Genomic DNA, 12,991 nt, shown 5'->3' with positions numbered 1-12,991 from the left:
ACTCTTTTCGCAGCGGCGCCGCTAGCGGAGCTCCATGGCAGGGATGAAGTCAACCAATGCGCTGCTGCTCATGCCCAGTTGGGAGCCTACGTTGCGCCAGGCGCTCACCGCCGCTTCGACTTTGACCCAAATCGTTGCGGCGTCCTGCTCCCAGCTCGGCCAGTACCTGGACGGCTTATCCTGCCAACTAACCGAAGAGATCGGGCGCTTTCCCAACGGGGTGCCCTACTTCCGGCACGCTGGGCCGTTCACGGTGGGCGAGCGCGTCATCCACGCCTACCGAAACCTGCCCGGCATTGCGCCCCGTTGGGCAACCGTCCGGAGCCTTTTCCAAGGACCCAGTGGCCTGACAGTCGAAGCCGATGTCGAGGAGGGGACGGGAAACCGCGCGCGAATCGTTTCCCGTTGGATCGCCCTAAAGAATCTCCAGCCGAACCAATGACTATCACCATCACCCTGCAGTTAGAAGCCAAGGCCCTCGCTGCCAACCTCGATGGAACTCCCGAGGCCCTGCTCGCCCTCACCCATCGCGGCTACCGCTACTGGACCAAAGCCAGGCGCCTGCATTTCCCACCGCCGCGGCGCGAAGAGTTGCTGTTGGAGATCATGCGCTTCTGTGCAGACACAAACCTGCTGGAGTGCCCCCCGACCCTGAAGACGGAGACCGCCAGCAGGTGATAGAAGAGATGCTCGACGCCCGCTATCCGCGCTATGCCCGCGCCTCAAGCGCATGCCGCATCGCGCATGAGCATGGTGGCGACGTTTTCTTCAGAGTCACACGGCGGCGAGCACTTGTCCGCCTGGTTCCACCCCGCGAACTTGAAGGCTATGTCCCGCCTCGAAGAGGCGGTGGGGGTGCGGGGAAAGCGGAATTCAGTATATAAATGCGGTCATGACACCCGTCGACAGCCTCTGGTTCACCAATCCCACCCTCGCCTACGCCGATTGGCAGCGCCGAGAGGCGGCCGGCGCGGACCGGCGCCCTTTCGCGGCCCGCTCGATCATCCAGCATCAGGCCATGTTCGAGCACTTTCGGCGTCATCTGCTCGACGCCGACGCCACCGTGGCCACGTTCGGCCCAGACCATATCGATACCTTCTGGCAGGCGCCCGACGCGCGCGGCTACAGTACCGCCACGCGCATGCGCTATCTGAAACTGCTGGACCGGTTGTGCCGCCACTTGGTTGCCATCGGCGTGCGCAAGAGCAATCCAGCCGGTCAATTGGTCCGTGACGGTCATTGGCCGAAGGCCGAGCCGGATCCCATCTACCTGCCAGAGGACGCGGACGCCCGCCTGCAGGCTTGGGTGCAGCCGCACGCTGGGGATGATCCGGCGGCCTTGCGCAACCGCGCCATCGTGGCGCTCTTCCTCGGCACCGGCGTCACGGCATTGGAAGGCCGCACGGCCCGCCGGGAGGACCTGCAGCCCGATGCTGCCCCGCCCTACCTGCGCGTGCCAGCCCACGGCGCGCGTGATACCCGCACGATCCCCCTCGCCGCGTTCGCGGTGCCAATCCTGACGGAGTGGTGCGTTCGCCGGCAGACCCTTCCGGTCGTTGGCGACCTCGTGTTCTCACTCCAGGCCAGCGGCGAGCCGATTACTGATATGAGTCTTGGCAAGATCGTGCGAGCGGCGCTCCTCGCGATCGACTTCGAAGCTCAAGACATGAGCCCGCGGGTGCTGCGCAACACCTACTGCCGGCGGCTGCTACTTGCCGGGCGCAACCGTGATGACGTGGGCAAGCTGCTTGGGCTGGCCAGCACGCGAACCTGTGACCGGATCAGGGCCACCATTGATGCTCAGTTGTAAGTGTTGGTGTCCCCAAGTCCCACATACCGCATAGAGTTTGCTATTCTCGCGAACGCCTCTACGGCGAAATATCAACGAGTAACCAGACAAAGAAATCCATGGCAACCAAAGCGAAAGCTGTCGTAAAGACCCCGGCCAAGCCTGCCGCCAAAAAGGCAGCGCCGGCCAAGAAGGCAGTAGCACCGGCTAAGAAGGCCGCTGCGGCTGCACCGGTGGCGAAGCCGCTGAAGGAAACCTTCACCAAGGCGAGCTTGCTGGCCCACCTGGTCGCCCAGACCGAACTGGACGCCAAGACCGTCAAGACTGTGCTGGCCCATCTGGAAAATACCGTCCTGAGCGCGGTGCACAAGAAGGGCGCGGGCGAGTTCACGCTCCCCGGCCTGCTCAAGGTCACCGCCCTGCAAGTGGCGGCGACCAAGAAGCGCTTCGGCAAGAACCCGTTCACCGGCGAGGATCAGTGGTTCGCTGCAAAGCCCGCGACCGTCAAGGTGAAGGTCCGCCCGTTGAAGAAACTGAAGGACGCAGCCCTGTAAGGCGTACCGACCTGCTGACTGAATGGAGCCCGCGAGGCTCCATTTTTTTTCGACCCCGGCTGGCAAGAGAATAGGCCCTTTCCGCGGGCCCCGAACGACGGGTCAGCAGGGTGGATGTCAAGGCAGGCGGACGGCCGAGATCGGCTGTGGATTCAACCGGTCAACGCAACAGCTTGATGGAATCGTTCAGCGGTGTATCAAAGTTTAGTGTTTTGCGGGGGCGTTCGTTAAGCCGCCGGATCGGATAAGCCTTGAGCCAGATGGTTTGCCTGGGCACAGGAAATGACCGCTCCCGGAGCCGGCCATCCAGCCGCAAGAAGCTAAACCGGTTAACTAAACAGCCCGGGCGCTGCGCCTTGCAAGCACTGCTACTTGCCCCGGTAGCCGAGGCGCTTCGAAACTGCCTGCGCACAAGTATCCAGCGCTTTGGCCACCGGCCCGTCCCAATCGGTATCAACCGTGCCGGTCGGTCCCATGATGGTGATCGTCAGCGCAATGTTTCCCGAGTAGTCGAACACCGGCGCGGAAAAGGCAACGATCCCTGGCGTGGGATGGTTGATGCTGCGGGACATGTCGCGCGCCCGCGTTTCCCTGATCATTTCCTCGACCACGGCAGCATCCAGCGGATGCGCGATATCCGAGCCGAGCCGTATGCGATCGTCCAGCAACAGCTTCTCGGTGAACTGACGTGGCAGGAACGCCGAGAAAACCCTGCCGGTCGCGGTATTGGCCAGCGACATGACAGTGCCGGTGCGGATGTTCGTGTGGATCGGATAGGACGCATCGATCAGCCGCACGATGACCGGCCCAAGATTTCCCCAAACAGCGAGCGCGACCGCGTGCGACGTTTCTTCCGACAGCGCTTCGGCGAACGGCGTGGCCTCGCGGATCGGGTTGAGCGTCTGCAAGCTGGTCAGTCCGAGCTGGATTGCCATCGGGCCGAGCAGGTAGTGACCCGTGACCGGATCCTGGGCCACGAGCCCGATCTTCCCGAAACTCACCAGATACGGATGGATCTTGCCGGACGGCATGTTCGCCGCCTTCACGAGGTCGCGTAGCGCCATTGGCCTGGCCTCGGAGGCCAGCACCTTCAGGATTTCTCCCCCGACTTCGATCGACTGGATGCCGCGGCGCTCCCGCTCGGGTGCCGACTCGGTCTGGTCCACGGTATGTCCCTGCCATGAGATGGATAGTGCGCAGTATAGCACTAGATGTTATCTAACGCTGAAGCGTAGGGTTAACGTGTAGATAATTTCAAGCGCGCTAGTACTAATCTAGCAAGCATGGCGGCGCCGCCTCCCTCGGCCATACCGCCCGCACTTGAAATGGAGAAGTCGATGTCTACACTGCAAGACGAAAAATGTGACGTCCTGATAATTGGATCAGGCGTCGCCGGCATGTCGGCGGCCATTACCGCCGCCAGCCGGGGACTGAAGGTAATTGTGGCCGAGAAAGCGAGCTACTACGGCGGCACGACCGCCCGCTCGGGCGGCTGGCTATGGGTTCCGAATACCCACCTGGCCAAGGCCTACGGTCACCACGAACTGCCGGACCAGGCCCTGATCTATATCCGGAACCAGGCTGGCGCCGGGTTCGACGAGGCGCGTGTGCGTGCCTTTCTGGCGAACGGCCCGAAGGCGATCGAGTTCTTCATGTCGAAGACCGCCGTCCAGTTCGACATGCCCCTCACGTTCCCCGACTACCACGCCGAGGCGCCCGGCGCGGCACAGGGCGGCCGCTCGATGGTGACGCGCCCGTATAACGCGCGCGAACTTGGCCCGTTGCTGAAGACCCTGGGCCCCGTGCTGCCGGAACTGACGGTCTTCGGCGTGACGATCGGCTCCGGCAAGGAGATCGTCCACTTCATGCGGGTGACGCGATCGCTGGAGTCTGCGTGGTATGTCACCAAACGCCTTACCAAACACTTCCTCGAGGTGATGAAGTACGGACGTGGGATGACGCTAACCAACGGCAACGCGCTGGCCGCGAGGCTGGCGAAGTCCGCGGCTGACTTGTCGATTCCAGTCTGGCTGTCTTCACCGGCCGTGCGGTTGCTACAGGACGGCGACCGGGTCACGGGGGCGGTGGTGGAGCGCAGCGGGCAGCGCGTCAATGTGATGGCGCGTCATGGTGTCGTCTTGGCCAGCGGCGGGTTCCCGCATAACCTTGAGCGGCGCAAGGAGACCTACCCGCACGTGAAGGCCGGCCACGGCCACTTCTCGCCGACGCCACAGACAAATGTGGGCGATGGCGTGCGCATGGCCGAAGAAGTGGGCGGTGTGTTCGACAAGACCCTGTCGAATGCCGCTGCGTGGACACCCATGTCGCTGGTGCCGCGCAAGGACGGCACGACCGGCATCATGCCTCACTTCATTGACCGGGCGAAGCCAGGCGTGATTGCCGTCAGCCTGGACGGCAAGCGCTTCGCCAACGAGGCAAACTCGTACCACGATCTCGTGCAGGCGATGATCGCCGCCTCGAAGGGCAAGCCGGAGACGGCATGCTGGCTGATCGCCGACCATGCGGCGATCCGGCACTACGGCCTCGGCTTCGTGAAGCCGTTCCCGATGCCGCTGGGGCCGCATCTGCGCAATGGCTATCTCAAGCGCGGCAAGACGATCGAGGACCTCGCGAAGCAGATCGGCGTCGATCCGGCGACGCTCGCCACGACCGTTCGCCAGTACAACGAAACGGCGCAGTACGGCCGCGACCCCGAGTTCGGGCGCGGCAGCAAGGCGTACAACCGATACCAGGGCGACGCGCTGCATACGCCCAACCCATGCGTCGCGTCGCTGGCTACCGGCCCGTGCTATGCCCTCAAGCTCGTGCCGGGCGATCTTGGCTCCTTCATGGGAGTCCGCACGAACGAGCATGCCCAGGTCGTCTCCCGCGATGGCGAGCCGATTCCCGGCCTCTACGCCGCCGGCAACGATGCGGCAAGCATCATGGGCGGCGAGTACAGCGGCGCGGGCATCACGCTCGGCCCGGGCTTGACCTTCGGCTATGTCGCTGGCAACCACATCGCCGATCACGTCCACGCCACGCCGGCGAAGGCGATTGCGGCTACCGCGCGCGAGCTTCTGGCCGTGCACTGATTGCCCTACCCGATTTTTGTCACCCACGCGGCCGCATTGCGGCGGCCGCGTGGCGGCGTTCATCCCAAATTTCCTTCGATCGCAATCATGATGATTCCCCAACTCCTGACCGGGAAGGTCGCTTTCATTACCGGCGCGGGCCAGGGCAACGGCCGGGCCATCGCCATTGGCCTCGCCGAAGCCGGCGCGACGGTCGTCGTCACCGACATGAACGAGGCCAATGCCCACGAGACAGCGGCGATGATCGATGCCCGTGGACACGCGGCACGCGCCCGTGCGCTGGACGTGACCAATGCCGCGCAATGCCGCGCCGTCGCCGAAGAGATCACCGCCAGCGTCGGCTCCGTCGACGTGCTGGTGAACAACGCCGGCATTCTGATCCGCGAAGGCGTCGACAGCGACAACGCCCTCGCCAATCTGCAGCGGGTGATGAAGGTCAACCACGAAGGGACATTCAATGTCTGCCACGCCTGGTTACCGGCCCTGCGCCAGACCCGGGGCGCCATCGTCAATGTCGCGTCCATCGCGTCATTCTCCGGCCAGCCGAATGCGCTTGGCTATTCGCCCTCGAAGGGCGCGGTGAAGATGCTGACCCAGTCGCTGGCAGCGGATCTTGCACGCGACGGGGTGCGCGTCAATGCCATTGCACCGGGCGTCATCGAAACGCCCATGACCATCTCCACGCGCACGGACCCGGCGAAGCTCGAACGCTTCATGTCCCGCATCCCGATGAACCGGGTTGGGAAGCCCGAAGAGCTCGTGGGAGCAGTGCTGTTCCTCGCCTCGTCGATGTCCACCTACGTGACCGGCGTGACCCTACCCGTGGACGGTGGATACCTCGCCGCCTGACCCTCGCAAACGAGGCAAGCGCGGACAGCGCGCTTGCCCGCCCATCCAGGAGACAAACGATGAAACAGGCCCCCCGTACGATCGACGTGCAGTCCTTCATCGACGCCGAGCGCTTTTCCCCCTGCCAGTGGCTGGTCCTCGCCTTCTGCTTCCTCATTGTGGCGGCCGACGGCTACGACACGGCAGCCATCGGCTTTATCGCACCGTCGCTGGCGCACAAGTGGGGCATCGCCCGCAGCGAACTCGGTGTTGTCATGAGCGCCGCACTGGCTGGACTGAGCCTGGGCGCGATCTTCGCGGGACCCGTGGCGGATCGCGTCGGCCGGAAAACAGTACTGGTAGCGGCTGTCACGTGTTTCGGAGGATGGACGCTCGTGGCCGCCCATGCACAGACCCTCGGCGCATTGACCGCGCTGCGCTTCCTGACCGGGCTCGGACTCGGCGCGGCCATGCCGACGACCATCACGATGATGTCGGAATATGCGCCGTCGCGTCTGCGTTCGCTTGCGGTGAATGCCATGTACTGCGGCTTTTCCTGTGGCCTGGTGGCGGGCGGTGCGGCATCGGCCTGGCTGATTCCCCATTTCGGCTGGCGTAGCGTGCTGACGGCTGGCGGCATCGCGCCGCTGGTGCTCGCGGTGCTGCTTCTTGTGCTGCTTCCGGAGTCGGCCCAGTTCCTGGCGGTACGTTCCGGGGCGCCTGAGCGAATCGTACGCATCCTGAAGCGGATCGCGCCTCGCCAATCGCTGGAGCACTGCGTGTTTGTCGCGCCGATGGCTTTGGCGAGCAAGGCTGGCAAGGCTCCGGCACTGGCGCTCGTCCTGTCGGCCGGATGCCGGCGGCGCACCCTCCTGCTCTGGCTGTCGTGCTTCATGGGGCTGGTGATCTACTACCTGATGACCAACTGGATGCCGACGCTGTTCCGTGAAGCCGGATTCGGCGTGGAGCGTGGCGCCTTGCTGGCCTCCCTGTTTCCCCTTGGCGGCTTGCTGGGCAACCTTGTTGCGGGCTGGCTCATGGACCGCTTCAATGCCAACCGTACCATCGTCATAGCGTACCTGCTGGCCGCTGTGCTCGTCATCGTGGTGGGACGTGGCGTCGACCATCCGGAGTACCTTGGCATCTCGCTTTTCCTTTGCGGCTCCCTTGTCACGAGCGCGGCAACTTCGATGTCCACCTATGCCGCAAGCCTCTATCCGACCGAGGCGCGCACGACGGGCGTGGCGTGGATGCAGGGCATCGGCCGGATCGGCGGCATGGCGGGCTCCTTCATAGGTGCGGGGCTTCTCGGTCTTGGCTGGGGCTTTGGCGATGTCTTCGGCCTGCTCGCGGTGCCGGCGCTGCTCGCGGCAGGGTCGGTTTTCATGATTGGGAAGCCCCGGCACGCGTATCCGATGGCAAGGGTGGCGGAGTGAGGCGGTTCGTACCTCTCGCCATTGCGGCGGCCATGAGCATGGCGGCCATGCGGGCCTGTGACGCCTTGCTTCCGGCGCTCACGTCGGACTTCGATGTACCCGTCGCCATGGCGGCGCGGTCCATCTCCGCGTTCGCGTTGGCCTATGGCCTGATGCAGCTCGTATATGGACCGCTCGGCGATCGCTTCGGGAAGCTCCGCATCGTCACCCTGGCGCTGATTGGCTGCGCCGTGGCGAACGTCATGGCCGCCGTGGCTCCGACCATGACCGCCCTGGCGCTGACCCGCGGACTCTCGGGCGCCGCCGCGGCGGGTGTCATTCCCATGAGCATGGCGATGATCGGCGATACGGTTCCGGTCAGGGAGCGGCAGCGGGTGCTTGCCCGCTTCTTCCTCGCGACCATCGGCGGGATGATCGGTGGCCAGTGGATGTCCGGCCTGATTGCCGACTTGCTGCACTGGCGCGTTGTCTTCTGGGTGCTAGCGATGGGGTCCGGACTCGCGGCGCTCGCCGTGCGGATGCAGGGATCGGGCATGGCCCCGCGCGTGATGGCGAGGCGTTCATTCTGGGAGCAGTACCGCAGCGTGCTGGATCAGCCGCGCGCCAGGCTGGTGTTCGCGGTGACGGCGGTCGAAGGCCTGTTCACCCTGACGGGATTTGCCTTCGTGCCGACCTACCTGCACGACCGCTTTGGGCTCGGCCTGGGCGCGGCCGGCGCGGTGATGGCGATGTATGGCATCGGTGGCCTGGCGTATGTGACGCTGTCCGGCGTGCTGATCAGGCGGCTGGGGTCCGACGCGCTGGCCGTCCTGGGAGGCATGCTGCTGGGCGTCGCCTTTGCGATCGTGGCGGTCGGACCGCGGTGGGAATGGAGCGTGATCGGATGCTTCCTCGGCGGACTCGGCTTCTACATGCTTCATAACACCTTGCAAACCCAGGCGACCGAGGTGTTCGCGCCATCGCGCGGTACGGCGGTGGGGCTGTTTGCCGCGAGCCTGTTCCTTGGACAGGCAATCGGCATGAGCTGCGCCGCCGCCGTCGCCGGCACCCTGGGAGAGCGATGGCTGTTCGCTGCCGCCGCCGTCGCCCTTCCCCTTCTCGGCATGGCATTCGGGGGACGGCTCCGCTCGGACGGTTCCCGTCACGGTCCCGGATAGCTGGGCATCGAACAAATCGCCCTGAAGCGATCACGACGCTGATCGCTGCTGGCTTCCTACTCACTGGCACTTTGCGTGGCGCCCATGGGCGACGTCGCCAAGTTGCCGCGCGGATGATCGCACACAGCCGTGTTAAGAACGGCGCCAAGCACCTCGCGCCCCCCGCGAACTTCCGCTTCGGCAGATTATGCAAAGCTTCTCATAAGGCCGAAAAGCAGACATCGGCAATCAAAACTCAAAGGGCAGCTTCGGGTCGGTCACGGACATCTGATCCCTGTGGTGGGCAACCGGCCGGAACGTGCCAAGAACCGACTGTGGGCACTGACCGGTGAACCGCCGGAACGCTTTCCTATTCGCCCCGCATCGTCTTCTTCGCCTCGCGCCGCAGGATCGAGACGAACTTCAGCAGCGTTTCATCCTGGCCGCCACGTCTCCACACCACGCCGACTGGGCCGAACGAACCCACGTCAGTTAGGGGCAGGCGCCGCACCAGCGAACGGTCCACGAGGTGCCGAGCCATCGCGCCCGAACAGACGCCCTAGTAATGACTGGCATGGAGAATTGATTCGAGAACCATGACCGATCCCGTCTCCAACGCTGGCACGATTCCCGCGCCGCACCGCTCCAGCAGCGTGTTGTCCAGGCGCACGCGCATCAGCGTATCGCGCGGCGGCATTGCCCATGGATAGGCATATAGGTCCGTCCAGCCAATCTGCGTGACGCCCGACAGCGGATGCTTGGGCCCGACCACGATCGCAATATCGTCTTCGAACAGCACTTCGTGCTCGAGCGCGGGCCCATAGGCGCGTGCATCGATCGATCCCACGATCAGATCAAATTCGCGCTCTTCGAGCTGGCTCAGCAACCTATTGAATACGCCTTCCGAAACCTGGAAGGCCACGTTGCCTTCGTCCTTCTGGAAAGCGAGTATGGCACGCGGCAATAGATGGGCAATTCCCGCCGTCACACTGCCAATATGCAGCCGCGACACCTCGCCTCGCTCGAGCGAAACGAGTTCGTCATTCGTCCGGCTGACTTCGCCAAGCACTCGCAACGCCAGCTTGCGCACGGCTTCGCCCGCCGGTGTCAACCGCATCTGCTTGCCCCGTAGCACGAGCCGGGCGCCGACTAATTCCTCCATCTCACTGAGCCAGTGCGAGACGGCTGACTGGGTCATGTGGAGCCGGTCGGCAGCCAGCGTCAGCGTCCCAGCTTCGATCAGTACGAGGAACGACTCCAAATGGCGCATGCGCAGCCGCCGGGCCCACGCTACGGCGTCCTGGGGTGATGAACATGAGTATTTCCTCATAGTAGGTTCGTAAGTTTTCATTGGCGACGGTGGGGGAATCGTGGCAATAATGCTGTCGCAGCGGCCGCACTGCAACCACGACACGACTGAAGATAAGGATACGACATGAGAGAAATCTCCATCCGGGGGAGGATGCTGGCTGCCGCGCTGGCTCTGGGAGCAACGGGGCCAGCCTGGGCCTGCGGGGAGGCCGGAAACACCAGCCCGATCCGCCTGGTGGTTTCGCAGCAGGCCGGCGGTGGAACCGACACGCTGGCACGCATGTGGGCGGAAATGGCGAGGCGGGAACTTGGCACGACGATCGTCGTCGAGAACAAGGCCGGCGCTGGCGGTGTCATCGCTGCGAAGTACGTGCTCGGCCAACCTGCCGACGGCTGCACGCTCTTCCTGGCAGGCGTGTCGCAGATGGTGCTCAACAAGTTTGCCTATGCGCCGCTCTCCTACAAGCCCGAAGTCGACTTCGCGCCGGTGGCGGTGCTGACGACCACGCCTTTCGTGCTGGTAGCCAATCCGCAATCCGGTATCCGCAAACTGCAGGACCTCGAGGCGATGGCAAAGGCCAAGCCCGACGCGATCAACTTTGCATCGTCGGGCAATGGCAATTCCACGCACGTCATTGTGGAGTTGTTTCAGAAAAACCAGAAGCTCCGGATGACCCACGTTCCATACAAGGGTGAACCCGATGCCGTCGTTGGGACGGTCAGCGGACAGACCCAGGTCATGGCGCCCACCGTGTCCACCGCCACGCCGCAGATTCAAGCAGGCAAGCTGGTTCCCCTCGTGCTTTTCTCGCCGAAACGTGTCCCCGAACTGCCCAACGTCCCCACCGCATCTGAGCTCGGACTGACGGGGTTCGACGACCTCGGCTGGATGGGAATTGCTGCCAAGGCCGGCACACCGCCCGAAACGATCCGGCGCCTGCACGCCGCCTCGCAGATATTCTTGACCGACAAAGCCGTGCTTCAGAAGATGAAGACGATGCAAGTTATCCCGATGCCAGGGCCGTCGAACATGCTGATGCAACTGACCGAACGCGATACCGCCCGTCTGCAGAGTGCGATGTCGGACGTGGATTTCAAGGCGAACTGACCATGAGCACGCGAGGAATGGTGGTGTGCCCGCAGCCGGAAGCTGCGGAATCAGGCGCGGAAATCCTGAAAGCCGGCGGTAACGCCGTCGACGCCGCGGTGGCGTGCGCGCTCGCCCAGACCGTGGTAGATCCGCTGATGTGCGGTATCGCCGGATTCGGAACCGCAGCGGTCTACTTGCCCGGCAGCAACGTGCACGAGTATTTCGATTTCCACGCGACCGCGCCGGGCAATGCCCGGCCGGACATGTGGGCTGACCTTCTCGAAGGCGAAGCCCGCGACGGCTTCGGCTTCTTCATCAAGGACCGGCTCAACGACATCGGCTATCAGTCCATCGCCACCCCGGGCACGCTGCGCGGCCTCGAGGCGATGCACACCGCGCACGGCCACCTGCCCTGGGCAGAAGTGGTCGCCCCGGCCGTCGATTGGGCTCGGCACGGCTACTTCGTCCGCCCCGGCATGTATGCCTTCTGGAACGACGATGCCACGCTGGGCCGCGCCAGCAACCGGGAACGGCTGGCCTTCAGCACATCGGGCCGCATGCTCTACTGCAAGGCCGACGGCAGTCCCAAATCCATTGGCACGCCAATTGCCAATCCCGACATGGCCAACGTGCTGGAGCGGATCGGTCGCGTCGGTGCCGACGACTTCTATCGCGGGGAAATTGCCGCCGCTATCGTCGAAGACATGCAGCGCCATGGCGGACTGATCTCGAAAGCGGACCTCGATGACTATCGGGTGATCCGGCAAAAGCCGCTATTCGGTCGATACCGCGACCGCATCGTGGCGACGAACCAGCCCCCCGGCGGCGGCGCAATGCTGCTCGAGATGCTGCACGCGCTCGATCAGTTCGACCTGGCATCCATGCCGCACAACTCGCCCGAGTACATCACGATACTGTGCGAAATCATGAAGCAAGCCACCGCCGACAAGGACCGCCATATCGGCGACCCCGCCTATGTCGACGTGCCGCTCGACTACCTTCTGTCGGCCGAGCGGGCGGCGGCGACGGCAGACGCGGTCCGGAGCGGTCATCGTGTCGAAGTGACGCGCGTAAATCCGGGACATGCGGTGCCGCGCGACACCACGCATCTCTCGGTGGTCGACGGCGACGGCAACTGCGTTTCGCTGACGCATTCGCTCGCCATGCCGGCCGGGGCGATCACACCCGGACTGGGGTTCATGTACAACGGCTGCATGGGCGTATTCGATCCCCGGCCTGGTCGGGCCGGGAGCATCGCTCCGGGCAAGCGCCGTTTCACGTCGTCTTGCCCGACCATTGTGTTCCGGGACCGCAAGCCCGAGATTGTCCTGGGCGCGCCCGGGGGCACCCAGATCGCCATGGGCGTGCTTCAAGCCATCTTGAACGTGGTGGATCGCGGCATGACGATGCAGGAGGCGGTGTCGGCGCCTCGGTTCTCGTCGACCAGCAACGCCATCGACATCTGCAATCGGGTACCACGGGCAGTGGCTCGGCAACTTGAGCAACGTGGCTATGAAGTCATCCGAAACCCCTACAACTACACCATCAGCTGGGTGCACGCTGTGCGTATCAGCAACGGCTATTTGGAAGGCGGCGCCGATCCCGGACGCGATGGTGTCGCCTACTCGGTGGAATCGTTGATGTAGGGACAGACTGGCTTGCACCGGTCATTCGTTGTTGCCTGCGAATGACCGGCAAGGGCGGCAACGGCGACCCCAGGTCGCTACCCGCTGAACGCAATACATCCGGAAA

The 12,991-nt window shown here is 64.2% G+C and carries 13 protein-coding genes; 10 read left to right on the top strand and 3 right to left on the bottom strand.

The features are described from left to right. The first annotated feature begins 34 nt into the window (after positions 1–34). The 4 genes from AC1DQ3_RS33815 (at position 35) to AC1DQ3_RS33800 (ending at position 2,343) form a co-directional block, all read left to right on the top strand. Positions 35–442, top strand: coding sequence for a hypothetical protein (locus AC1DQ3_RS33815; protein ID WP_477124454.1), 408 nt, complete (start codon positions 35–37; stop codon positions 440–442). Next, a complete protein-coding gene (locus tag AC1DQ3_RS33810) occupies positions 439–678 on the top strand; it encodes a hypothetical protein (RefSeq protein ID WP_477124453.1) in 240 nt (79 codons plus the stop codon). The genes AC1DQ3_RS33815 and AC1DQ3_RS33810 overlap by 4 nt, the downstream gene beginning before the upstream one ends. Positions 679–892: 214 nt before the next feature. Next, positions 893–1,810 (top strand): tyrosine-type recombinase/integrase, encoded by a 918-nt coding sequence (locus tag AC1DQ3_RS33805; RefSeq protein ID WP_477124452.1) that lies wholly within the window; start codon positions 893–895, stop codon positions 1,808–1,810. A 98-nt stretch (positions 1,811–1,908) separates the two neighbouring features. After that, the gene (locus tag AC1DQ3_RS33800) at positions 1,909–2,343 is read left to right on the top strand and encodes an HU family DNA-binding protein (RefSeq protein WP_441630802.1); all 435 of its coding nucleotides are present in this window, start codon (positions 1,909–1,911) and stop codon (positions 2,341–2,343) included. Positions 2,344–2,711: 368 nt separating this feature from the next. Here the strand turns inward: AC1DQ3_RS33800 and AC1DQ3_RS33795 are convergent, their stop codons facing one another. Then, a complete protein-coding gene (locus AC1DQ3_RS33795) occupies positions 2,712–3,509 on the bottom strand; it encodes an IclR family transcriptional regulator (protein WP_477124451.1) in 798 nt (265 codons plus the stop codon). Between the two features lie 171 nt (positions 3,510–3,680). On the opposite strand from AC1DQ3_RS33795, the gene AC1DQ3_RS33790 reads away from it, so the two are divergent. The 4 genes from AC1DQ3_RS33790 to AC1DQ3_RS33775 all read left to right on the top strand — a co-directional run bounded on the left by AC1DQ3_RS33790 (position 3,681) and on the right by AC1DQ3_RS33775 (position 8,859). Next, complete coding sequence (locus tag AC1DQ3_RS33790; RefSeq protein ID WP_477124460.1) at positions 3,681–5,438, top strand: FAD-dependent oxidoreductase; 1,758 nt, start codon at positions 3,681–3,683, stop codon at positions 5,436–5,438. Between the two features lie 90 nt (positions 5,439–5,528). After that, positions 5,529–6,287: an SDR family NAD(P)-dependent oxidoreductase gene (locus AC1DQ3_RS33785; protein ID WP_477124459.1), complete on the top strand. Its 759-nt coding sequence runs from the start codon at positions 5,529–5,531 to the stop codon at positions 6,285–6,287. A gap of 59 nt (positions 6,288–6,346) precedes the next feature. Beyond that, positions 6,347–7,702: an MFS transporter gene (locus tag AC1DQ3_RS33780; RefSeq protein ID WP_477124450.1), complete on the top strand. Its 1,356-nt coding sequence runs from the start codon at positions 6,347–6,349 to the stop codon at positions 7,700–7,702. Next, positions 7,699–8,859 (top strand): MFS transporter, encoded by a 1,161-nt coding sequence (locus AC1DQ3_RS33775; protein ID WP_477124449.1) that lies wholly within the window; start codon positions 7,699–7,701, stop codon positions 8,857–8,859. Before AC1DQ3_RS33780 ends, AC1DQ3_RS33775 begins: the two co-directional genes overlap by 4 nt. Before the next feature lie 349 nt (positions 8,860–9,208). Here AC1DQ3_RS33775 and AC1DQ3_RS33770 read toward each other — a convergent pair whose 3' ends face one another. After that, positions 9,209–9,364 carry a hypothetical protein gene (locus AC1DQ3_RS33770; protein WP_477124448.1) on the bottom strand — a complete coding sequence of 52 codons (156 nt, stop codon included), beginning with the start codon at positions 9,362–9,364 and terminating at the stop codon, positions 9,209–9,211. A gap of 33 nt (positions 9,365–9,397) precedes the next feature. Further along, a complete protein-coding gene (locus AC1DQ3_RS33765; protein WP_477124447.1) occupies positions 9,398–10,108 on the bottom strand; it encodes a LysR family transcriptional regulator in 711 nt (236 codons plus the stop codon). Positions 10,109–10,273: 165 nt separating this feature from the next. Between AC1DQ3_RS33765 and AC1DQ3_RS33760 the strand changes: the two genes are divergently transcribed. Beyond that, positions 10,274–11,257, top strand: a complete 984-nt coding sequence (locus AC1DQ3_RS33760; protein WP_477124446.1) for a Bug family tripartite tricarboxylate transporter substrate binding protein — start codon at positions 10,274–10,276, stop codon at positions 11,255–11,257. A 2-nt stretch (positions 11,258–11,259) separates the two neighbouring features. After that, entirely contained in the window at positions 11,260–12,885 is a 1,626-nt protein-coding gene (gene ggt, locus AC1DQ3_RS33755; protein WP_477124445.1) for a gamma-glutamyltransferase, read from the top strand. Positions 12,886–12,991 lie beyond the last annotated feature (106 nt).

The sequence above is a fragment of the Cupriavidus sp. 01T418 genome, assembly GCF_056398885.1.
Note: the sequence above shows the minus strand (reverse complement) of the source record. Positions and strands in the feature narration are given on the sequence as shown.